Annotated in this window: 14 protein-coding genes; 2 read left to right on the plus strand and 12 right to left on the minus strand. The window is 61.7% G+C overall.

The annotated features are described in order from the left end of the window. Positions 1-469: 469 nt before the first annotated feature. Genes BFC21_RS02370 through BFC21_RS02380 form a run of 3 tightly spaced genes read right to left on the minus strand, consistent with a single transcriptional unit; the run spans position 470 to position 6,258 of the window. On the minus strand, positions 470-1,897 hold the full coding sequence (locus BFC21_RS02370) for an efflux transporter outer membrane subunit (RefSeq protein WP_088377060.1): 1,428 nt from the start codon (positions 1,895-1,897) through the stop codon (positions 470-472). Then, on the minus strand, positions 1,881-3,047 hold the full coding sequence (locus tag BFC21_RS02375) for an efflux RND transporter periplasmic adaptor subunit (protein WP_088377061.1): 1,167 nt from the start codon (positions 3,045-3,047) through the stop codon (positions 1,881-1,883). The genes BFC21_RS02370 and BFC21_RS02375 overlap by 17 nt, the downstream gene beginning before the upstream one ends. Then, entirely contained in the window at positions 3,037-6,258 is a 3,222-nt protein-coding gene (locus BFC21_RS02380) for an efflux RND transporter permease subunit (protein ID WP_088377062.1), read from the minus strand. Before BFC21_RS02380 ends, BFC21_RS02375 begins: the two co-directional genes overlap by 11 nt. Before the next feature lie 189 nt (positions 6,259-6,447). Between BFC21_RS02380 and BFC21_RS02385 the strand changes: the two genes are divergently transcribed. Then, positions 6,448-6,858 carry a hypothetical protein gene (locus BFC21_RS02385; protein WP_016780434.1) on the plus strand — a complete coding sequence of 137 codons (411 nt, stop codon included), beginning with the start codon at positions 6,448-6,450 and terminating at the stop codon, positions 6,856-6,858. A 190-nt stretch (positions 6,859-7,048) separates the two neighbouring features. Here the strand turns inward: BFC21_RS02385 and mapR are convergent, their stop codons facing one another. The 3 genes from mapR to BFC21_RS27105 all read right to left on the minus strand — a co-directional run bounded on the left by mapR (position 7,049) and on the right by BFC21_RS27105 (position 10,440). Further along, positions 7,049-8,461, minus strand: a complete 1,413-nt coding sequence (mapR, locus tag BFC21_RS02390) for a GntR family transcriptional regulator MpaR (protein WP_088377063.1) — start codon at positions 8,459-8,461, stop codon at positions 7,049-7,051. Positions 8,462-8,626: 165 nt separating this feature from the next. After that, a complete protein-coding gene (gene ccoG / locus BFC21_RS02395; RefSeq protein WP_088377064.1) occupies positions 8,627-10,048 on the minus strand; it encodes a cytochrome c oxidase accessory protein CcoG in 1,422 nt (473 codons plus the stop codon). A 248-nt stretch (positions 10,049-10,296) separates the two neighbouring features. After that, positions 10,297-10,440, minus strand: coding sequence for a hypothetical protein (locus BFC21_RS27105; protein WP_162939277.1), 144 nt, complete (start codon positions 10,438-10,440; stop codon positions 10,297-10,299). A 283-nt stretch (positions 10,441-10,723) separates the two neighbouring features. Here BFC21_RS27105 and glgB point away from each other — a divergent pair, with 283 nt between their 5' ends. Continuing rightward, on the plus strand, positions 10,724-12,943 hold the full coding sequence (glgB, locus tag BFC21_RS02400) for a 1,4-alpha-glucan branching protein GlgB (protein WP_371914929.1): 2,220 nt from the start codon (positions 10,724-10,726) through the stop codon (positions 12,941-12,943). A gap of 134 nt (positions 12,944-13,077) precedes the next feature. Here glgB and BFC21_RS02405 read toward each other — a convergent pair whose 3' ends face one another. The 6 genes from BFC21_RS02405 to BFC21_RS02430 all read right to left on the minus strand — a co-directional run bounded on the left by BFC21_RS02405 (position 13,078) and on the right by BFC21_RS02430 (position 21,255). Next, a complete protein-coding gene (locus BFC21_RS02405) occupies positions 13,078-13,881 on the minus strand; it encodes an endonuclease/exonuclease/phosphatase family protein (RefSeq protein WP_088377066.1) in 804 nt (267 codons plus the stop codon). A 94-nt stretch (positions 13,882-13,975) separates the two neighbouring features. Beyond that, complete coding sequence (gene glgX, locus BFC21_RS02410) at positions 13,976-16,129, minus strand: glycogen debranching protein GlgX (protein WP_088377067.1); 2,154 nt, start codon at positions 16,127-16,129, stop codon at positions 13,976-13,978. A 143-nt stretch (positions 16,130-16,272) separates the two neighbouring features. Next, positions 16,273-16,500 carry a DUF2934 domain-containing protein gene (locus tag BFC21_RS02415; protein WP_016780441.1) on the minus strand — a complete coding sequence of 76 codons (228 nt, stop codon included), beginning with the start codon at positions 16,498-16,500 and terminating at the stop codon, positions 16,273-16,275. Positions 16,501-16,526: 26 nt separating this feature from the next. Further along, positions 16,527-18,608 carry a 4-alpha-glucanotransferase gene (malQ, locus tag BFC21_RS02420; RefSeq protein ID WP_088377068.1) on the minus strand — a complete coding sequence of 694 codons (2,082 nt, stop codon included), beginning with the start codon at positions 18,606-18,608 and terminating at the stop codon, positions 16,527-16,529. A gap of 61 nt (positions 18,609-18,669) precedes the next feature. Beyond that, the gene (gene glgA, locus BFC21_RS02425) at positions 18,670-20,241 is read right to left on the minus strand and encodes a glycogen synthase GlgA (protein WP_088377069.1); all 1,572 of its coding nucleotides are present in this window, start codon (positions 20,239-20,241) and stop codon (positions 18,670-18,672) included. A gap of 567 nt (positions 20,242-20,808) precedes the next feature. Next, positions 20,809-21,255 (minus strand): DUF411 domain-containing protein, encoded by a 447-nt coding sequence (locus BFC21_RS02430; protein ID WP_095005433.1) that lies wholly within the window; start codon positions 21,253-21,255, stop codon positions 20,809-20,811. Positions 21,256-21,345 lie beyond the last annotated feature (90 nt).

The following is a 21,345-nucleotide window of genomic DNA, read 5'->3' on the forward strand; positions in this document are numbered from 1 at the left end:
TACCTGCCCCATCGGGAGGCCGAGAGGAGGTTCTGCGCAGTGGGCCGACCGGCATGGATGCCGGGAGAGCCGCGATGGGCCATGGATGGCCCGTGGCGGCGGGCCCACGGAGCGGGACCGGAGTGAGGGAACCTGAGCGCAGCGAAGGCCGTACGCCAGGGGCAAGGCCTTTTTGGTTCCTTTTGTGGCTGTTTGACAAAAGGGACTCGCCGTAAGGGCGAAACCATAATTTCAGTTAAACGCGAATGCTGGATATGTACTCGAGTTAACTGTTTTCCTGTAGCCGTTGACGAGTAGAACGAGGCTACGTCCGACTGGGTGCGCCACTGGGACGCAACAGTCGTAAAAATAGGCACCTGCGCGTACCGGTTAAACCCGACTCCCGGGCTTTCAGGCCGCTACACAGCCGGACGCAGCCTTGCTCCGCGAGTCAGCTCATACAAGGAACCCGTAACCGGCAATAGAGTATTTACAGGTTTTGTGCCGACTGATTCCAACCACCCCCCAACGCCGTCAATAACCCCACGCTGGCCTGCAACTGCCGGGTGCGCAGGGCTTGTACCTGGCGCTGCGCCTGCAGGGCGGCGGTCTGGGCGGTGACGACGTCCAGGTAGCTCACCGCGCCCGCTTCATAGCTGTGGGTGGCGATGGCCCGGGTGTGTTCGGCCGCATTGGCCGCGGCCTGTTCGTCGAGGCTTTGCTGTTGCAGGTCGCGCAGCTGGCCCAGGTTATCTTCAACTTCGCGCACCGCGTGCAACACCTGGCTGCGGTAGTGGGCCGAGGCTTCTGCAAATTCTGCCCTGGCCTGGCGCTCCTGGGCATCCAGCCTGCCACCGTCAAAAATCGGCAGGTTGACCAACGGCCCCAATGCCCAGAACCGATTACCGGCAGACAGCAAGTTGCCGCTGCCCTGGGTTTGCCCGCCCAGCAGGCCGGTCAGGCTGAAGTCCGGGTACCAGGCCGCTTTCGCCACGCCGATCCCTGCGTTGGCGGCAAATACCCGGCGTTCGGCTGCGGCAATGTCTGGGCGTCGCTGCAGCAGGGTGCTGGGCAAGGTGCGCGGCGGGTCGGGCAAGCCCAGGGTCTGTTTGCCTGGCGCCAGCTGGAAGCTGCTGGCGGGCTCGCCCACCAGTTCGCCAATGGCGTGTTCGGCCAGGTTGCGCTGGCCGCGCACATCGTCCAGTTGCGCCTCGGCTTCTGCTAATTGGCTCTGGGCGCGGGTCAGGTCAAGTTCGGAGGCGATTTGCCCTTCATAGCGCGAGCGGGTCAATGCCAGGGCCTGGCCGTAATCATCCAGCGAGCGGGACAGGATCTGCTGCTGGGCATCCAGCCCGTCAACTTGCACATACAGGCTGGCCAATTGACGTTGCAGGCTAAGGCGCGCCACGGCCAGATCGTCCGCCGAGGCCTGGGCCTGGGCATCACCTGCTGCCACTTGATTGCGGATTTTGCCCCACAGGTCGAGGTCGAAATTCAACGCAAACCCCGCCGTATTGCTGTTGTAGACGGAAGGTTGAGTACTGCCGCGCAACGGTCGGTTGTCTGATTGGCGCTGGCGCAGCGGCTGACCACTGGCGCTAACTTGTGGAAAGAGCCCGGCGTGCAACTGGCCGGCATAGGCCTGCGCCGCATCAAAGTGCGCCAGCGCCGCGGCCAGATCCGGGTTGGCCTGGAGCAACTGCTGTTGCAGGCTGTTCAGGCGTTCGTCCTGATACACCCGCCACCACTGCGGTGACAGCTGGTCGGCCGGTTGCGCGCTGTGCCACGGCCCGTCGCTGCTTTGCTCGCGGTAGTGCTCGGGCAGTTGCAGGTCGGGGGTCTTGTAGGTCGGCGCCAGCGAACAGCCCTGCAACGCCAGGGCCAGTAACAGGGCGCTGCGTTTAAGCCTTGGCTGCATGGGGGGCTCCTGCGTCGGCCAGTTTCACCGAATCGCCTTCACGCAAGGCGTCAGGCGGGTTGTCGATGACCGTGTCGGCCGCCTTGAGGCCCTGGTCGATCACCAGTCGCTCACCCAGGTCCAGGCCGATATGGATGGTTTGCAAGTGCACATGCCGGGCGCTGTCGAGCACCGCTACCTGGGTGCCCTGGGCGCGGAAGATCAACGCGCTGGCCGGGATGCTGACGCCGTGGGTATCGGCCGGGATCGACAGCACCGCCTCGGCATAGTCGCCGGGCATCAGCGCGTCGCCGGGGTTTTGCGCGACAAACTGGGCCATCAGGGTGCCGGAACGCTGATCAATCGCGGTCGAGTTGCCGATCAGTGTTGCGTTGAACGTTTGCCCCGGATGTTCCGGTACGTTGAGCTGCACCTGCATGCCGGGGCGGATCACGCTGGCGTAGTTCTGCGGCACCGGCACATAGAGGCGCAGCTGGTGGGTGTCGGCAATATCGAACAACTCGGTATCGCTGTCGGTGTCGGCCTTGATCAACTGGCCAATATCGGTGTGGCGCGCGGTGATGGTACCGGCGAATGGCGCACGAATGGTCTTGTAGGCTTCCAACGTCGACAGGCGTGCGTAATCAGCTTCAGCGGCCTGGGCATTGGCCTTGGCGGCGGCTGCATTGGAGAGTTTTTCGTCGGCCTCCTGGCGCGATACCGAGTGGCTGGCCAGCAGGTTTTGCCAGCGCGTGGCCGTGGTGGCCGCCAGCCGGGCGTTGGCCTGCTCCTGGCGCATGTGCGCGCGGGTCTGGGCCAGTTGCTGATCCAGATCGGGGCTGTCGATCACTGCCAGCATTTGCCCGGCCTTGACCTTGCTGCCGATGTCGGTCTGCCAGCTTTGCAGGTAGCCATTGACCCGGGCATGGATCGGCGCCTTGCTCCACGCTTCCAGGTGCGCGGGCAGGCGCAAGGTGTCGCCGTGGGCGTTCTGCAGGGGCTGGAACACGCTGACAATCGGCAGCGCGGCCGCTTCGGTCCATTGGCTCACCGCCTGTTCATGGCGGCTGCGGGCGGCCAGGCCGTTGGCGACCAGCAACGCCGCCAGGGTCAGGCCACCGATGCCCAGGTACATCAAGCGCTTGCGCGAGGGTTTTTGATCAGACGACATGGGAAGTTTCTCCATCAGCAGCGCGATTTTTTTCACGGCCGTGCACCAGGCTGAACACCACGGGCACGAACAGCAGGGTGGCAACGGTGGCCAGCATCAGACCGCCAATAACGGCGCGTCCGAGGGGGGCGTTCTGTTCTTCTGACACGGCCAGCGGGAGCATGCCGATCATCATCGCCAGTGCGGTCATGCACACCGGTCTGAAGCGTGTGTAGCCCGCTTCCAGCGCCGCCTTGAGGGCATCGCCATGCTCGGCCAGCCGTTCGCGGCAGAAGCTCACCACCAGAATCGAGTTGGCCGTAGCCACCCCCATGCACAGGATGGCGCCGGTCAGGGCGGGCACCGACAGTGAGGTGCCGCTGAGGAACAGCATCCACACAATCCCGGCCAGGGCTGCGGGCAGGGCGGTGATGATCACGAACGGGTCGACCCAGGACTGGAAGTTGACCACGATCAGCAGGTAGATCAGCACCACCGCGCCGAGCAGGCCAAAACTCAGGCCGCTGAAGGCCTCATGCAGGGCGTCGATCTGGCCATGCAGGCTGATGATTGCGCCTTTGGGCCGCAGGTCGGCCGCGCCGTCAATCACCTTTTGCACATCCGCCGCTACCGAGCCCAGGTCGCGGCCCTGAATATTGGCGTACAGATCCAGCGTCGGCTGGATGTTGTAGTGGCTGACCACGGCCGGGCTTTCTACGCGGCTGATGGTGGCCAGCCCGCCGAGGATTTGTGACTGGCCGTTGCTGCCCGTTACCGGCAACGCTTCCAGCGCCGGCAGGCTGTCCAGGCGGTATTGCGGTGTGGCCGCGACCACGCCGTAGGACACACCGTTTTGCGGGTTGAGCCAGAACGTCGGCGCCACCTGGGAACTGCCTGCCAGCGACGCGACCATGCTGTTGGTTACGTCACGCTCGGTAATCCCCAGGCCATTGGCGCGCAGGCGATCGACCTTGACCTGCAGCGACGGGTAACCCACCGACTGCTGAATGCGCAGATCGGCAATGCCCGGCACATGTTGCAGGCGCCGTTGCAGTTCCAGGGCATAGGCGCGGTTGGCCTCGTCGTCATGCCCGGAGATCTTCACGTCCAGCGGCGCCGGGGCGCCGAAGTTGAGGATCTGGGTGCTGATATCCGCTGGTAGAAAGGCGAACTGGCTGCCGGGAAAACTCTCTGGCAGCGCTTCACGCAGGCGCTTTACATAGTCAGCGGTAGGGCTGTGGCCTTCCTTGAGGGTGACCTGAATATCGCCGTCCTGTGGGCCGATTGTGCCGCTGCTGCTGTAGGCCATATCGATGCCGCTAAGAGGAATGCCGATATTGTCGATCACGGTGTCCAACTGGTCGGCGGGGATGATTTCGCGAATGCGCGATTCGATGCGGTCGAAGTCCGCAGCGCTTTCTTCAATGCGCGTCCCCAGCGGCAAGCGCACATGCAGGGCCAGGGCCCCGGCATCGGTGGCCGGGAAGAAGTCCTGGCCCAGGCTTGGCAGCAATGCAAAGGAGGCCAGCACGCAGGCCATAAAGCCTAGTAAAAAGCGCTTGCGGTTGGCCAGGGCCAACTCCAGCAGGGCGTAATAGGCATCGCGCACCGCCGAGAAACGCCGCTCGAAACCGGCCTGAAAGCTCAACAGCGCACGCACAGGCGCCGAATGCTGCTGGCTGTGCTGGTCGCCCTCGTGATGGTTGATGTAGCCGTCTTCGGGGTGATGCCCGGCACCTTGCTCCGGCACATGTGGCTTGAGCAGAAACAGCGCCAGGGTCGGCACCAGGGTGCGCGACAGAATAAAGGAGCTGCCCATGGCGAAAATCACCGACAGTGCCATCGGGCGGAACAGGTAGCCGGCAATGCCTTGCAACATGAACATCGGCACAAACACGATGCAGATACACAACAGCGACACGAAGGCCGGGCCGACGATCTGCTTGGCACCGTCGAGGATCGCGTCGCGCACCGACTTGCCCTGCTCAAGGTGCCAGTTGATGTTTTCGATGGTGACCGTGGCATCGTCCACCAGAATCCCCACCGCCAGCGCCAGCCCGCCGAGGGTCATGACATTGAGGGTTTGCCCGCTCAGGGCCAGCAGTGCGATCGCAGACAGCACGGCCAGGGGGATCGACACGGCAATAATCAGGGTTGAACGCCAGCTACCGAGGAACAGCAGGATCATGGCGCTGGTCAGCAGGGCGGCAATGATGCCTTCCTGGGCCACGCTGCCCACCGATTGCTTGACGAACACCGAGGCGTCGCCCAGCAACGAAGTTTTCAGGGAGGGCGGCAGGGTTTCGTTGATGCGCGGCAGCATCCCGCGAATGCCGTCGACAATGGACAGCGTCGAGATATTGCCGTTTTTCAGCGCCGGCATCAGCACCGCCCGGTGGCCGTCGACCCGCACGATGTTGGTTTGCGGCGGCGAGCCATCACGCACATGGGCCACCTGGCCAATGGTGATCAGCGCGCCATCGACGGTCTTGATCGGCAGGTCATTGAGTTCGTCGATGGCCTTGGGGCTGTTATTGAGCAGCACCGTGTATTCATAGGTACCGAGCTTGGCGGTACCCACCGGGATGATCTGGTTCTGCGCCGCCAGGGCATTGCCCACGTCCTGCGCCGACAGGCCTTTGGCCGCCAGGGCCTGAGGGTCGAGGTCGAGGGTGATCTGGCGTTGCTTGCCGCCCATGGGGGTGGGCATGGCCAGGCCGGGCAGGGCGCTCAGGGGCAGGCGGATATTGTTCTGCACCAGATCGCGGATTTTGGCTTCCGACAAGGTAGGGCTGGAGAACGCCAGTTGCAGGATCGGTACGGTCGAGGCGCTGTAATTGAGGATCAGCGGCGGCGTAATGCCGGGTGGCATTTGCTTGAGTACGGTTTGTGACACGGCGGTCACTTGCGCATTGGCGGTACGAATATCGACCCCGGGCTGGAAGAAAATTTTCACGATGCCCATGCCGGGCAGTGACTGCGACTCGATATGTTCGATGTCGTTGACCGTGGTACTGAGCGAGCGCTCGTAAGTGTAGATCACCCGGCCCGCCATGTCTGCCGGGGCCAGCCCGGTGTATTGCCACACCACGGCCACCACCGGAATGCCGATATCGGGGAACACATCCGTGGGGGTGCGCACAGCGGCCAACGGCCCGATGATGCAGATGAAAATCGCCAACACGATAAACGTGTAGGGCTTGTGCAGTGCGGTCTTTACCAGCCCGAGCATGCCTGGACCTCCGGGGAGTGGAATTGCAAACCTCGGCAGTCTCACCGTCCAAACCTAACGATCCGCTTTCAGCAACGTGAAGGTTCCTTTAGTAATGGGCTGAATTTCCCTTCACTTTCATTCATTTGGCGCAAGGCGCGGGGCGCTGCAAGCTTGAGGCCTACTCCATTGTTTCGAGGCACGCCTGCGATGAACCTTAAACCGCTGTTGCTGATTCCCTCCCTGGGCCTGGTGCTCTTGCTGTCGGCCTGTGCCGGGCCGGTGCCCAAGCAAGACCCGGGCGAGGCGTGGATCGGTCTTAAAGAAGAGGGCAACAGTGACCTGATGGCCGAACGCGTGGATGGCAAAAACATCAACGATGGCCGCTACTTCGAAGTCACCCCCGGTGCCCACCGCCTGGACGTGACCTTGTTTGAAGGGGCCACGGGCGATGAAAACCAGGTGGATTGCCAGGGTAAGGTCAACTACACCGGGTTCAAGGCCGGCGAGCGCTACCAACTGATCGAATCGAGCCTGGGGCCTGAGATCAGCGCAAGGCTGGTGGATGGCCACGGCAAGGAAGTGGCGCACACGGCGGACTTCACCTGTATGCCGGGGTGAGATTGCCCTCTCCCCCTGTAGCAGCTGCCGAAGGAACGAGGCTGCGTTCGGCGACGCAGTCGTCGTAAAACCTGATACCTCGGTCTTTCTGTCAAATCACGGGTGAAGGTTTTACGAGCGCTTCGTCGCGGTGGCGCACCATCTCGAACGTAGCCTCGTTCCTTCGGCAACTGCTACAGGAATATGGGCATCAACTTAACGACTTGACGATCTTGCCCAATGTTTCCATGGCCTTTTCGCAAGCAGCATCCCACGGGCTGCCATAGTTCAGGCGGATGCAGTTGCGAAAGCGCTGGGTGGCCGAGAAGATCGGCCCCGGTGCAATGCTGATCCCTTGCGCCAACGCCATCTGGAACAGCTTGAGCGAGTCCATCTGCTCGGGCAGTTCCAGCCACAGAAAGTAACCGCCAGACGGCTGGCTGACCCGTGTCTGCGCCGGAAAATACCGGGCAATGGCTGCCAGCATGGCGCTTTGCTGTTCTTCCAGGGCATAGCGCAATTTGCGCAGGTGCCGGTCGTAGCCGCCGTGTTGCAGGTAATCGGCAATGGCGGCCTGGGCCGGCATGGAGGCGCACAGCGAGGTCATCAGTTTGAGCCGTTCGATTTTCTGCGCGTAACGGCCCGCCGCCACCCAGCCAATGCGATAGCCCGGTGCCAGGCTTTTGGCAAACGAGCCGCAATGCATCACCAGCCCTTCGGTATCAAAGGCCTTGGCCGGCTTGGGCGGGTGCTGGCCGTAATACAGTTCGGCGTATACATCGTCCTCTATCAGCGGCACCTGATGCGTGCGCAGCAGCTCGACCAGCGCCTGTTTCTTGGCCTCGGGCATGGTCGCGCCAATCGGGTTCTGGAAGCTGGTCATGCACCACACGGCCTTGATCGGGTGGCGCTCCAGGGTTTGCGCCAGTACCCCGAGGTCGATGCCATCACGGGGGTGTACCGGGATTTCCACGGCCTTGAGCTTGAGCCGCTCCAGTACTTGCAGGCAGGCGTAGAACGCCGGGGCCTCGATGGCCACCAGGTCGCCGGGCTCGGTGACGGCCTGCAGGCACAGGTTGAGGGCTTCCAGCGCGCCATTGGTGATCAGCAGTTCTTCCATCGGCAGCATCAGCCCGCCGACCATGTAGCGCAGGGCTATTTGCCGGCGCAGTTGCGGGTTGCCGGGGGACATGTCGGTGACCACCATGCGCGGGTCCATCTCGCGGCTGGCGGTGGCCATCGAACGGGCCAGGCGCTGCAGCGGGAACAGCATCGGGCTGGGGAAAGCCGAGCCGAAGGGCACGGTGTGCGGGTCCTTGATGGAGTCCAGCACCGAAAACACCAGGGCGCTGACATCCACCTGGGTGGATTCGGTGACATGGCTGCTGAACACCGGTTCACAGAAGGCGCCGGGGGTGTGGGTGTTGACGAAATAGCCCGAGCGCGGCTTGGCCCGGATCAGGCCGCGGCGCTCCAGCAGGTAATAGGCCTGGAACACCGTCGAGGGGCTGACCCCATAGGTTTGGCTGGCATAGCGCACCGAAGGCACGCGCTGCCCGGGGCCGAGCACCCCGGAGCGGATCAGTTCGGCAATATCGTCGGCGAATTTTTCGTAGCGTTTCATGGGGTAAGGCTCGGTCCGGCGTTGGGGTGCACGCAGTACAAATGTGTGGGAGCGGGCTTGTTGTGGGAGCGGGCTTGCTCGCGACAGCCTCACCGCGATTGGCCTGACACACCGCAGCGATCCTGTCGCGAGCAAGCCCGCTCCCACACACAAAGTATTTGCAGATTAACGGTTCAGCGGTGCAACGAAACGGCTTTTGGCCACGCTGCGGATGTTCGGTTCATCGGTGTCGGTGACCACAAATTCCAGGGTCTGCGAGCTGCTTTTCGGGCGCTCGGCCAGCAGTGCGACCGACACCGGCACATCGACAATCTCGCCGGGGGCCAGGGTCAGTTCGGTCTTGCCCTGCAACTGGAAGTCCTCGGCGTCCTGCAACGACACCCGATAGTGCTGTGGCTCCTGGGTCTTGTTGATGATTTTCAGGCTGTAGATGTTCTCGATCTGGCCCTGGCTGTTCTCGCGGAACAGGCCACGGTCCTTGATCACGTCCAGGGACACCATGGTACGCATGTTCAGGGCCATCACCAGCGCGCCGATCATCACCACCAGCACCACGGCGTAACCGATCAGCCGCGGGCGCAGCAGGTGGGTCTTGCCGCCTTGCAGTTCGTGCTCTGAGGTATAGCGCACCAGGCCCGGGGCGTAACCCATTTTTTCCATCACCGAGTCACAGGCATCGATGCAGGCTGCGCAGCCGATGCATTCCATCTGCAAGCCATCGCGGATATCGATGCCGGTGGGGCAGACCTGCACGCACATATGGCAATCGATGCAATCCCCCAGCCCGGCCTGCTTGGGCTCCACCCCGCGCTTGCGCGGGCCACGGCTTTCGCCGCGGGCCACGTCGTAGGAAATGGCCAGGGTGTCCTTGTCGAACATCACGCTCTGGAACCGTGCATACGGGCACATGTGCATGCACACCGCCTCGCGTAGCCAGCCAGCGCTGAGATAGGTGGCTCCGGTGAAAAACAGCATCCAGAACAGGCTGATACCGGCGATTTCCAGGGTCAGCAATTCAGTGGCCAACGGCCGTACCGGCGTGAAGTAGCCGACGAAGGTCAGCGCGGTCATCACGCTGATGGCCAGCCACAGCGAGTGCTTGGCCGTGCGGCGCAGGATCTTGTTCAGGCGCCAGGGTGCGGCTTGCAGTTTTATGCGCTGGTTTCTATCACCTTCGGTGATCTTTTCGCACCACATAAACAGCCAGGTCCAGGTGCTTTGCGGGCAGGTGTAGCCACACCACACCCGGCCGGCAAATACCGTGATCGCAAACAGGCCAAAGGCGGCAATGATCAGCAGTGCCGAGAGCAGGATAAAGTCCTGCGGCCAGAAGGTCGCGCCGAAGATATGGAATTTGCTTTCAGATAAATCCCAAAGGACCGCCTGACGGCCGTCCCAATTCAGCCAGACCGTGCCAAAGAACAGCAAAAACAACAGGCCTGCGCCCAGGATCCGCAGGGTGCGGAACAGGCCGGTGAAACTGCGGGTGTGAATCAGGTTGTCGCTGGACTTGTTTTTGATTTTTGCGGCCCTTGGTCGGGGAGCCTCAAATGATTCAAGTATCTGGACGGGAATTTGTTCGCTCATGGTCTTTCGCTCATCAGCCTCCATCAGGCATGAGCACTATGCCCAGCGAACTGTTTGCAGAACAGACTCAGGTATTTGATTTAAAACCGGATCAGATGCGCTCTGGCGACGGCCTGCGACAATCGGCTGCATCCGGCGCTGTGCCCCGTTTTTACAGGCTTTGCGCGCCCTTAACGCAGTTCTGTGGAACAGAGGGTGATCGGGGTCAAGCAAATCAGCGAATCACCCGCTGTCGCGTTCAGCCAGCTTCACACCTTTCGCGGCACTTGCTCACAAGGCGGGTCGCCAATGGGCTGTGGGTCAGGCTGCTCTGGCGCCGCCGGGGGAACGGGTGGCAGGGCCGGCTGGTCGATATTGGGGTCGGGGGTTTCAGGGGCAATGGGGATGCTCATCACGATGACCTCATGGTGGCGGGATGTCAGGGCTGTCGGGTGGTTGACCCGCGGTGGGCAGGTTTGATTCCGCTGATGTGACCGACGGCGCAAAACGCTGTGCGTGCCGCAATCTTTGCATGTGTTTTGCATAAACCAAGGGCAATTAGCCCTCACGGGGTGCCCCACAACAGCTAGTCTTGGTGGGGACTGTGGATTGTAGGACATAGGCCAAGTCGATGACTGAAAAGTATGCACATGCATACACAACCTTTACCGGACGGAGAGCAGCATGAGTTCGAGCATGGATACTGGTAAAGGTAAAGACTCGCTGTTACCCGCCCCTACGGATATCGACGCACTGACCAAGGCCGAGCACCCCGATCCGTTTGCGGTGCTGGGGGCACATGCCGATGGTGGGGGCGGGCAGTTTATCCGGGCTTATTTGCCCGGCGCGACAAATGTCAATGTACTGGCCAGGGATACCGGTGAGGTGCTGGGCCGTCTTGATGATGCAAACGTGCCCGGCCTGTTTGTCGGGCATTTCACACAGGCGCGGCCGTACTTGCTGCAGGTTGATTGGGGCAATGCGGTGCAGACCAGCGAAGATCCCTACAGCTTTGGCCCGCTGCTGGGTGAGATGGATCTGTATCTGTTTGCCGAAGGCAATCACCGTGATTTAAGCAGCTGCTTCGGTGCCCAATTGATGCATGTCGATGGCGTACCGGGGGTGCGCTTTGCCGTGTGGGCGCCGAATGCGCGGCGGGTCTCGGTGGTGGGTGATTTCAATGGCTGGGACGGCCGTCGCCACCCCATGCGCCTGCGCCATGCCAACGGCGTGTGGGAGCTGTTTGTGCCGCGCCTGCAAGCGGGCGAGGCCTACAAGTATGAAATCCTCGGCGCCAACGGCATCTTGCCGCTCAAGGCCGACCCCGTAGCCCTGGCCACGCAGTTGCCACCGGATACCGCGTCCAGGGTTGCCGCGCCCCTGGCCATTGACTGGCAGGACGGCGAGTGGATGCAAGCCCGTGAGCAGCGCCAGCGCCATGATGCGCCGCTGTCGATCTATGAGTTGCATGCAGGCTCATGGCAATGTGAGGTCGATGATGTCGGTGATATCGCCCGCCAGTACACCTGGCCGGAGCTGGCCGAGCGCCTGATCCCTTACGTGCAGCAACTGGGCTTCACCCATATCGAGCTGATGCCGATCATGGAGCACCCGTTCGGTGGTTCCTGGGGTTATCAGCCCCTGTCGCAATTTGCGCCGACGGCCCGTTATGGCTCGCCAGATGATTTTGCCGCGTTCGTCAATGCCTGCCACATGGCCGGTATCGGGGTGATTCTCGACTGGGTGCCCGCACACTTTCCCAATGACACTCACGGGCTGGCGCAGTTTGATGGCACGGCGCTGTACGAATACGCCAACCCGCTTGAAGGCTTTCATCAGGACTGGAACACCCTGATTTACAACCTGGGCCGCACCGAGGTGCATGGCTTTATGCTTGCTTCGGCCTTGCACTGGCTCAAGCATTTTCATATCGACGGGCTGCGTGTGGATGCGGTGGCCTCGATGCTGTACCGCGATTATTCGCGCAAGGCCGGGGAATGGGTGCCCAACCGTTTTGGCGGGCGGGAAAACCTCGAAGCCATCGAGTTTTTGCGCCACCTCAACGATGTGGTTGCCTGCGAAGTGCCGGGCGCGCTGGTCATTGCCGAAGAGTCCACGGCCTGGCCCGGCGTCAGCCAGAGCACCGATCAGGGCGGGCTGGGGTTTTCCTACAAATGGAACATGGGCTGGATGCACGATTCGCTGCACTACATCCAACAAGACCCGGTGTACCGCGCCCACCATCACAATGAGCTGAGCTTTGGCCTGGTCTATGCCTGGACCGAGCGCTTTATCTTGCCGATTTCCCACGATGAAGTGGTACATGGCAAGCACTCGCTGATCGACAAGATGCCCGGAGATCGCTGGCAGAAATTCGCCAACCTGCGTGCCTACTTGAGCTTTATGTGGGCGCATCCGGGCAAGAAATTGCTGTTTATGGGCTGTGAGTTCGGCCAGTGGCGCGAGTGGAACCATGATCAGCAGTTGGACTGGTACTTGCTGCAATACCCCGAGCACCGGGGCGTGCAGAAGCTGGTGGGTGACTTGAACCGGTTGTACCGCGAGCAGCCTGCGCTGTATGAGCAGGATGATGTACCGCAGGGCTTTCAATGGTTGATTGGCGATGATGCGGCCAACAGCGTTTATGCCTGGCTGCGCTGGAGCAAGGATGGCCAGCCCTTGCTGGTGGTCACCAACTTTACCCCGGTACCGCGCGAGGGTTATCGCATTGGCGTGCCGTTTGCCGGCACCTGGCAGGAGGTGATCAACAGTGACTCGGCCATCTATGCCGGTTCTGACTATGGCAACGGCGGTGGGGTGGTGACCCAGCAGGTTGCCAGCCACGGCCAGGATGTGTCGCTGGCCTTGAACCTGCCGCCGCTGGGGGTATTGATATTGCGGCCGGTGACTGGGTAAAGCCAAAGCCCCTCACCCTAACCCTCTCCCGAAGGGAGAGGGGACCGACCGCACGCGGACTCAAGAACACCACCCATCAGCTCCCTCTCCCTCCGGGAGAGGGTTGGGGTGAGGGCATGGCGGGCTTCCCTGTATTACAAATGCACCTCAACCGCCAACGGCAAATGATCCGATAAATGGCTCCACGGTTTATCGCCGAGGATCTTGGGGTCACGGCTGCTGGCATTGCGCAGGTAGATGCGGTCCAGGCGCAACACCGGCCAGCGTGCGGGGTAGGTTTTCGCCACCTTGCCATGATGGCGCTCAAACACTTCATGCAGGTCGTCGCGCTGGCGCAGGGCGGCATTGCCTTGCTGCTTCCAGTCGTTGAAATCACCGGCAATGATCACCGGCTCATGGGGCGGCAAGGATTTGAGCAACTGGTTAAGCAACACAATCTGTAGCTGACGATGACTTTCCAGCAGGCTCAAGTGCACGCAAATGGCATGCACATTGTCATGCCCGGGCACGTCCAGCACGCAGTGCAGCAGGCCGCGGCGCTCCGGCCCGGTGATCGACACATCGAGATTGCGCGAGGCCTTGATCGGGTACTTGGACAGCAAGGCATTGCCGTGATGACCATCGGGGTAAACGGCATTCTGCCCGTAGGCAAAGTCGCTCCACATGCTGTCCGCGAGGAATTCATATTGTGAGGTGGCAGGCCAGTCTTCGTAGCGTGAGGCGTGTTTACCGTGCTCGCCAAGCACCTCCTGCAAAAACACCAGGTCGGCACCGGTACTGCGAACCGCTTCGCGCAGTTCAGGCAGGATGAAGCGGCGGTTAAAGGCGGTAAAGCCCTTGTGCGTATTGACCGTCAGCACCTTGATTTGATGCACGGCAGGCGCTGTTGCCGGGGTGGCAGATAAAAGTGGGTTGCCGACAGCATATTCAGTGGGCATGGTCACTCCTCTGTCAGGGGCAGTTTCAAAGCGGCAAGCTCAAATAACAGCTTGCCGCTTTTTATGGGGGTGCACTTGATGTTTATCAATACTTCTACGACACCTCGGTGTGTTGCAGCTCAAACAACACCAGTGAGCGCCCGGTAACCTCGTAGGGCTTGTTGAAGGGCAGGTGCTGCGGGCCCTTGATGCTCGGGTCGGTGGTGTCGAGCCTGCAGGACCAACTGATGCCGTGGGGCACTTTGGGCAGGGTGAAACTGACCGGGTCGTGGTTGGCATTGACCACGATCAGCAACGTCGCATCGGCACCGGCGCGCTGCACCCCGGACACTTGCGCGCGGCCATCGAGCAGCATGCCCATGCAACGGGCCTGGGCATCTTCCCACTGTTCGGTGGTCATCTCGTTGCCGTCGGGGGCCAGCCAGGTCACGTCCTTGAACTCGGGCGTGTCGACAGAGTGACCGACCAGGAACAGGCCACGCCGCAGGATCGGGTACTGCAGGCGCAACTTGATCAGACGTTTGACAAAGGCCTGCAGGGATTTGCCGGCCTTGTCCAGTTCCCAGTTGATCCAGCCGATTTCGCTGTCCTGGCAGTAGGCGTTGTTGTTGCCGTGCTGGGTGCGGGCGAACTCGTCGCCCGCCACCAGCATCGGTGTGCCTTGGGCCAGGAACAGGGTGGCCATGAAGTTGCGCATCTGGCGCTGGCGCAAGGCATTGATTTCAGGGTCGTCGGTGGGGCCTTCGACGCCGTGGTTCCAGGAAATATTGTTGTTGCTGCCGTCCTGGTTGTTTTCCTCGTTGGCTTCGTTGTGCTTGTCGTTATAGGACACCAGGTCGTGCAGGGTAAAGCCGTCATGGGCGGTAATAAAGTTGACCGAGCTGTAGGGCCTGCGGCCACGCTGGTTGAACAAGTCGGCCGAACCGGTCATGCGCCCGGCAAATTCAGCCAGCTTGCCTTCGTCGCCCTTCCAGAAGGCGCGCACGGTGTCGCGAAAGCGGTCGTTCCACTCGGCCCAGCCAGGCGGGAAACCACCCACCTGATAGCCTCCCGGGCCGCAGTCCCAGGGTTCGGCGATCATTTTCACCTGGCGCAGCAGGGGGTCTTGGCGACAGGCCACCAGAAAGCTGTGACGCTCGTTGAAGCCGTCGTGATAACGCCCGAGGATGGTCGCCAGGTCAAAACGGAAGCCGTCGACGTGCATCTCGCGCGCCCAGTAGCGCAGCGAGTCGGTGACCATCTGCAACACGCACGGGTGGCTCAGGTCCAGGGTGTTGCCGGTGCCGGAGTCGTTGATGTAATAGCGCTTGTCATCGGGCATCAGGCGATAGTACGAGGCGTTGTCGATGCCGCGCATGGACAGGGTAGGGCCTTGCTCGTTGCCTTCGGCAGTGTGGTTGTAGACCACATCCAGGATCACCTCCAGCCCGGCCTTGTGCAGGTGCGCCACCGTTTCCTTGAACTCGGCGATCTTGCCGCTGGCCAGGTAGCGCGGGTCCGGGGCGAAAAAAGCGATGCTGTTGTAGCCCCAATAGTTGGTCATGCCTTTTTGCAGCAGGTGCTGGTCGTTGACGAAGGCATGCACCGGCAGCAGTTCGACACTGGTCACGCCAAGGTCGGTGATGTGCTCGACCACCTCATCCACCATCAAGCCGGCAAAGGTACCTCGCAGCGCATCCGGCACGGCGGGGTGGCGCATGCTGATGCCGCGCACATGGGCTTCATAGAAGATGGTGCGCTCCCACGGCACGCTCAGGCGGCGGTCATGGCCCCAGGTGTGCGCCGGGTCGACGACCTTGCACTTGGGCACGAAGGGCGCGCTGTCACGCTCATCGAAACTCAGGTCGGCATCGGGGTGGCCGATGGTGTAGCCAAACAAGGCTTCGGACCATTTCAGCTTACCCACCAGTTGCTTGGCATAGGGGTCGATCAGCAATTTGTGGTGGTTGAAGCGGTGGCCGTTTTCCGGCTCGTAGGGGCCGTAGACGCGGTAGCCGTAGACCTGCCCCGGGTGGGCATCGGGCAAATAACCATGAAAGGTTTCGTCGGTGTACTCAGGCAGTTCGATCCGTTCCAGTTCGACTTCGCCCGCCGCGTCGAACAGGCACAGTTCGACTTTGGTGGCGTTGGCCGAGAACAGGGCGAAGTTGACGCCCAGGCCATCCCAGGTGGCACCGAGGGGGAAGGGCAGCCCTTCGCGGATGCGCAAGGGGTCGCCAGTGGGCGGTGCTGACGTGTGTTTACTCATGACCTGCTCCTGCACAACCGCAAATTAAGACATAGATGGCCCGTGGGGGCTGGCTTGCCTGCGATCAAGACACCTCGGCACATCAGGTTGGCCGGGTTGATCCAATCGCGGGCAAGCCCGCTCCCACAGGGGGTGGCGGCTACTCAAGACGAGGCAGGCTTGCGCGGTGCCCGGGGTTTTTTCTCGCCGGCAGGTTTTGCTGCGGCCTTGGCCTTGGTGGCCTTTGCCGGCGCCTTGGAGGGGGCCAGGGCTTGCGCCTGGGCCAGTTTGTGCGCCATTTCCCAGTGGCGGGCCTCCTGGCCTTGCGGACGGCCCTCGGACTCCCAGATCTGATAGGCAAATTCACGAATGTGTTTGTCGTCATTACTCATGGTAAAGCTCCTTGCTCTTGGGTGAGTTAGCGGTCTCGTTCGTGGGCTTGCAGGCGGGCGCAAGCCAGCAACTCGAAGCGTTGCGTGGCATCGATGGCGTCCAGCAACAGGCTGCAATCGCCCGGCAGTCGTCGGCACCAGTTGGGGTGGCCACTGACGGTGCCAGGCACATTGGCTTGTTCCTCAAGCCCCAGGGCATCCTCGATCGGCAGCAGCACCAGGGGCGCACGGGTGTGCCCCAGAAAGCGGATGCTGGCGTCCAGTGTCGGGGCGTTGCCCTGGACTTCTTCCTGAAAATTCTGCGGGTCCAGGCGCAAGGCCCGGTCCAGCCCTTCACATTCTCGCTGGCGCTCCTCGCGCCAGCGTTGCGCGGCAATCGGGTCAATCAGGTTCAGGCGTTCGTTCCAGTCGATATCACGCGCGTGCAGCCAGCCGGTGAGTGTTGGCAGGTCGTGGGTGCTGGTGGTGGCCAGGGCATCATCCGGCCAGTCCAGAATGGGTTTGAAGCGGGCACCGTAGTCCTGCTCGAACAGCAGTACGCGAATGCCCAGGATCGCCCGTTCGCTGAGCTTTTCCCGCAGGCCTTCCGGCACCGTGCCGAGGTCTTCACCGAGGACGATGGCTTGATGGCGCACGGACTCCAGGCAGACCAGGCGCAGCAAGTCATCGATGGGGTAATACAGGTACGCGCCCTGGTCGGGCGATGCCCCCAGGGGGATCACCCACAAGCGCTGCAAACCCAGCACATGGTCGATGCGCAGGCCACCGGCGTGGGCAAAGTTGGCGCGCAGCATTTCAATAAACGCGCGAAAACCGCTGCGTTTCAGGCCTTCAGGCGAAAACGCGGAAATGCCCCAGCCCTGGCCTGCGCGGTTGAGGGCATCGGGTGGCGCACCGACGGTCAGTTGCGCCAGCAATTCGTCCTGGCGGCACCAGGCCTGGCTGCCAGCGCCATCGGCACCCACCGCCAGATCGGCAATCAGGCCGATGGCCATGCCACTGGCGCGGGCCGTGGCCTGGGCGCGCTCCAGGCAACTGGCGATCAACCATTGGCAAAACGCGTAATAGGCGATGGTCTGGCGATGCTCCTCGGCAAACTGCAGCAGCGCCGGGCTGTCCGGGTTGCGCCATTGCTCGGGCCAGTCGCGCCAGTCGAGGCTGTGTTGCTCGGCCACGCAGAGTTCCTGCAAGGCTTCAAAGCGGCAGTGATTTTCCAGGGCTTCGCCACCCCGTTGGCGAAAATGCTGGAAGTCAGCCTCAAGCGGGTGCGCTTGGCGGGTGAAATCCTGGTAGAGCTGGCGCAGCAGGGTCTGCCTGGCCCGGGTGGCTGCGGGCCAATCGATCAGCGGCAGCTGTTCCAGGCGCTGCAATTCGTCATGCAGGCCGGTGGCATCAATGGCCCTGTTCAGCGCGTCTTCGCCCAGGATACTGGCGGGTGCGGCATACAGGCTGTTGAGGAACAGGCGGCTGGACGGAGAGTACGGGCTGTAGTGCTTGGGCGCGCTGCTGAACATGGCGTGTACAGGGCTGATGGCCAAAGCATCGGCCCCCCGTTCTGCCACTCCTTGCAGCAGGGTCTCCAGGGCCCGGGTGTCGCCAAAGCCACCATCGCCATGACGGCGCAGCGAATACAGTTGCACGCTCAGCCCCCAGGCCCGCGGTGCCGATTGGTGCAGGGCGTCGGCAATGCTGAAGCACCTGGCCGGGGCCACGGCCAGGGTGAATTGCTGATCGTCCAGATGCACCCGGTGATAACCGATGGGGATCATGCCCGGCAGCATGGCGTCGGCATCCAGCTGGATTGGCAGTGATTCACCGTTCTCCAGGTGAACGACACACTGGCGATGGGGGTGGAAATAGCGTGACAGGTCCAGCGCCTTGCCGACATCAGCCGTCAGCAGGGGCGGCAGACGTTTGTTCTGTTGCTCCAGCTGCAGGTTGAGCAGGCTGGTTTCGATGGCCTCGGCGCTGTCGGCAGGCAAACCCAGCCCCGCCAGAATAGCTTCCAGTACCTGGGGCGTGACGCGTTGTGGCTGGCCGTTGGCATCAATCCAGTCAACGGCCAGCCCGGCTCGGCCGGCGAGTACTTCTAGTTGCGCTTCACTCATTGGCGGTTCCCTTGCTGGCGATAAATGATCGAACGTCAGACAGATCCGCAGGTTGCAGGGCTCACGGCTTTACGGCGCGCAGCAATGACTTGGCAACCAGTTGTTCATACAGCTCGGCATAGGGTTCTACGGCCTGGCACCAGTTGAATGGAGCAGCCATTGCGCGGCAGCGCATGGCATTGAGCAGTTTGGGGTAGCTGAACACCTTGAAGGCGCGCTTGAGTGCTTCTTCGTAGCTGGCCACGGTGGACTCGTCGAACAGAAACCCGGTCACGCCATTCTCGATAGTGTCGGCCAGGCCGCCGGTGTTGCGGGCCACCGGTAGCGAGCCAAAGCGTTGTGCATACATCTGGCTCAACCCGCAGGGTTCGTAGCGCGAGGGCATCAGCAAAAAGTCGCTGCCTGCGAACATGCGCCGCGCATCGGTTTCATTGAAACCGATGCGTACACCTATCTGACCCGGGAAACGCAGTGCCAGTTCACGCATGGCCTGTTCTTCTTCGGGTTCGCCGCGACCGATGATGCAAATCTGCCCGCCCGACGCGACGATAAAGGCCGCCACGGCTTCGGTCAGGTCCAGGCCTTTCTGGTACACAAGGCGCGAAACCACGGCAAACAACGGCCCCTTGGACGGCTTGAGGCCGAACAGGTTGCGCACATGGGCCGTGTTGACGGCGCGGGCGTCCCAGTCGCCGATGGCGAACGGGGCCACCAGGTGCGGGTCGGTGGTGGCTTCCCAGCTTTCATCGATGCCATTGGGGATGCCGCTGAGCAGGCCTTGCTGGGTTTTGCTGGCCAAAAAGCCGTCCAGCCCGCAGCCAAAGGCCGGGGTGGTGATTTCGGCGGCGTAGGTGGCGCTGACCGTGGTGATATGGCTGGAGTAAGCCATCCCGGCCTTGAGGAACGACAGCTTGCCGTAGAACTCCATGCCGTCCTGTTGCAAGGCGCGGTGAGGGATGCCCAGTTCCGGGCAGCAGGCGCGGCTGAATACGCCCTGGTAAGCCAGGTTATGGATGGTAAACAGCGTTGGCGTGCGTTGCCCGCGCCAGTGCATGTAGGCGGGGGTCAGCCCGGCAGGCCAGTCGTGGGCGTGGACCAGATCGGGCTGCCAGTGGATTTGCGCCAGGTTGGCAGCCATATCGGCAGCGGCCAGGCCCAGGCGGGCGAAGCGAATATGGTTGTCGGGCCAGTCACGGCCATTGTTGGCACCGTAGGGCGTGCCCTCGCGCTCATACAGTTCGGGGCAGATCAGCACATAGATGACCAGGCCGTCCTTCAAGTCCATGCGCCCGATCTTGCAAGCGGGCAGGGCAGCATGGCCGCCCAGTTCGCCGATGATATGGATCGGGTTGTCGCTGTTGAGCACTTGCGGATAACCGGGGATCAGCACGCGCACATCATGCAAGTGACGCATGGCCCGAGGCAGTGCGGCCGACACATCGCCCAGGCCACCGGTTTTCACCAGGTCGGCCAGCTCGGAGGTGACAAACAGCACTTTCTTTTTATTGGGATTGGCATTGATCACCGCCAGCGCGGGCCTCCCTGCAGGGGCCAGATCGGGCAGTGAAATCAGCTCTTTCACAACCTGTGGGGTCAGACGTTGTTCTTGATGTGGCGCAGCAGCACTGATCATGAATCTCTCCCGTTGTATTTATTGATCTGCCAACGGCCACTGGCGGGTACGCCTCCAATTGCTGATCGGCCCTGTCATCCGTGACAAACATGCTCAAAAGATGATTAGGGCACTGCAAGGAATGCACCAACTGCGGCAACCGGGTCTTGAATGGACCTACCACGGGCGAATAAGATTTGATTATTCAAATACGACAATTACACGCCGTAGACGCGACAGCGTTGAGTGTAGGAGAGATGGGTCAAGGTGCTAGGTAAAGGCAATGAATTTTTGTAAGACAATGAGAATTGCCTTGTAGGAAAAATATCTAACACAAAGGCTGTTTCAGTTTTGTAGTCGCTGACGAGCGGAGCGAGGCTGCGTCCGGCTGCTTAGCGGCCGTAAACCCTGGGAGCCGGGTTTAACTGATACACCGAGGCATCTGATTTTGCGGCGGCTTCGTCGGGGTGCCGCATCACGCCGGACGCAGCCTAGCTCCGCTCGTCAGCTGCTACGGGGATGTGGGGTGTTCGGGTCTGCAAAATAACAGGGCGGGCGCACCGCTATGGTGCGCTCGCCTCGCGTATTTCAGTTGCCTGGGTATTCGGCGATCACCTGGTCCTTGCCGTCGTTGCGCAGGCCGATCACCTGGTAGGCGTCCTTGCGATCACCCATTTCCATGCCCGGCGAACCCATTGGCATGCCGGGTACGGCGATGCCCTTGAGGTCGTTGCGCTGGGTCAGGGCAACCACTTGTTCGGCGGGTACATGGCCTTCAACGAATTTGCCGTTGATCACGCCGGTATGGCACGACGCCAGCCGAGGTTGCACGCCGAGGCGCTGTTTAACGCTGCTCATGTCCGTTTCTACATGGTCATTGACCTTGAACCCGTTGCTCTCCAAGTGGGAGATCCAGGCTTTGCAGCAGCCGCAGTTGGCATCACGGTGTACGTCAATGGTCAGTTGTTCAGCCGCTTGCGCCAAAGAGGTCAACAACAGGGCCGAGAGAGCGACAAGGCGCAATGGAGTTTTCATCGAGATCCTCTTTACGAAAAAAGTGTCAGCCTGAGCGACAAGGACTGTCAGGCACCTGATGACAAGATGACAAACCTGTCATGTTGGGGC

Origin of the sequence: Pseudomonas sp. TMW 2.1634 (genome assembly GCF_001703595.1) — a bacterium.
GTDB lineage: Bacteria > Pseudomonadota > Gammaproteobacteria > Pseudomonadales > Pseudomonadaceae > Aquipseudomonas > Aquipseudomonas fragi.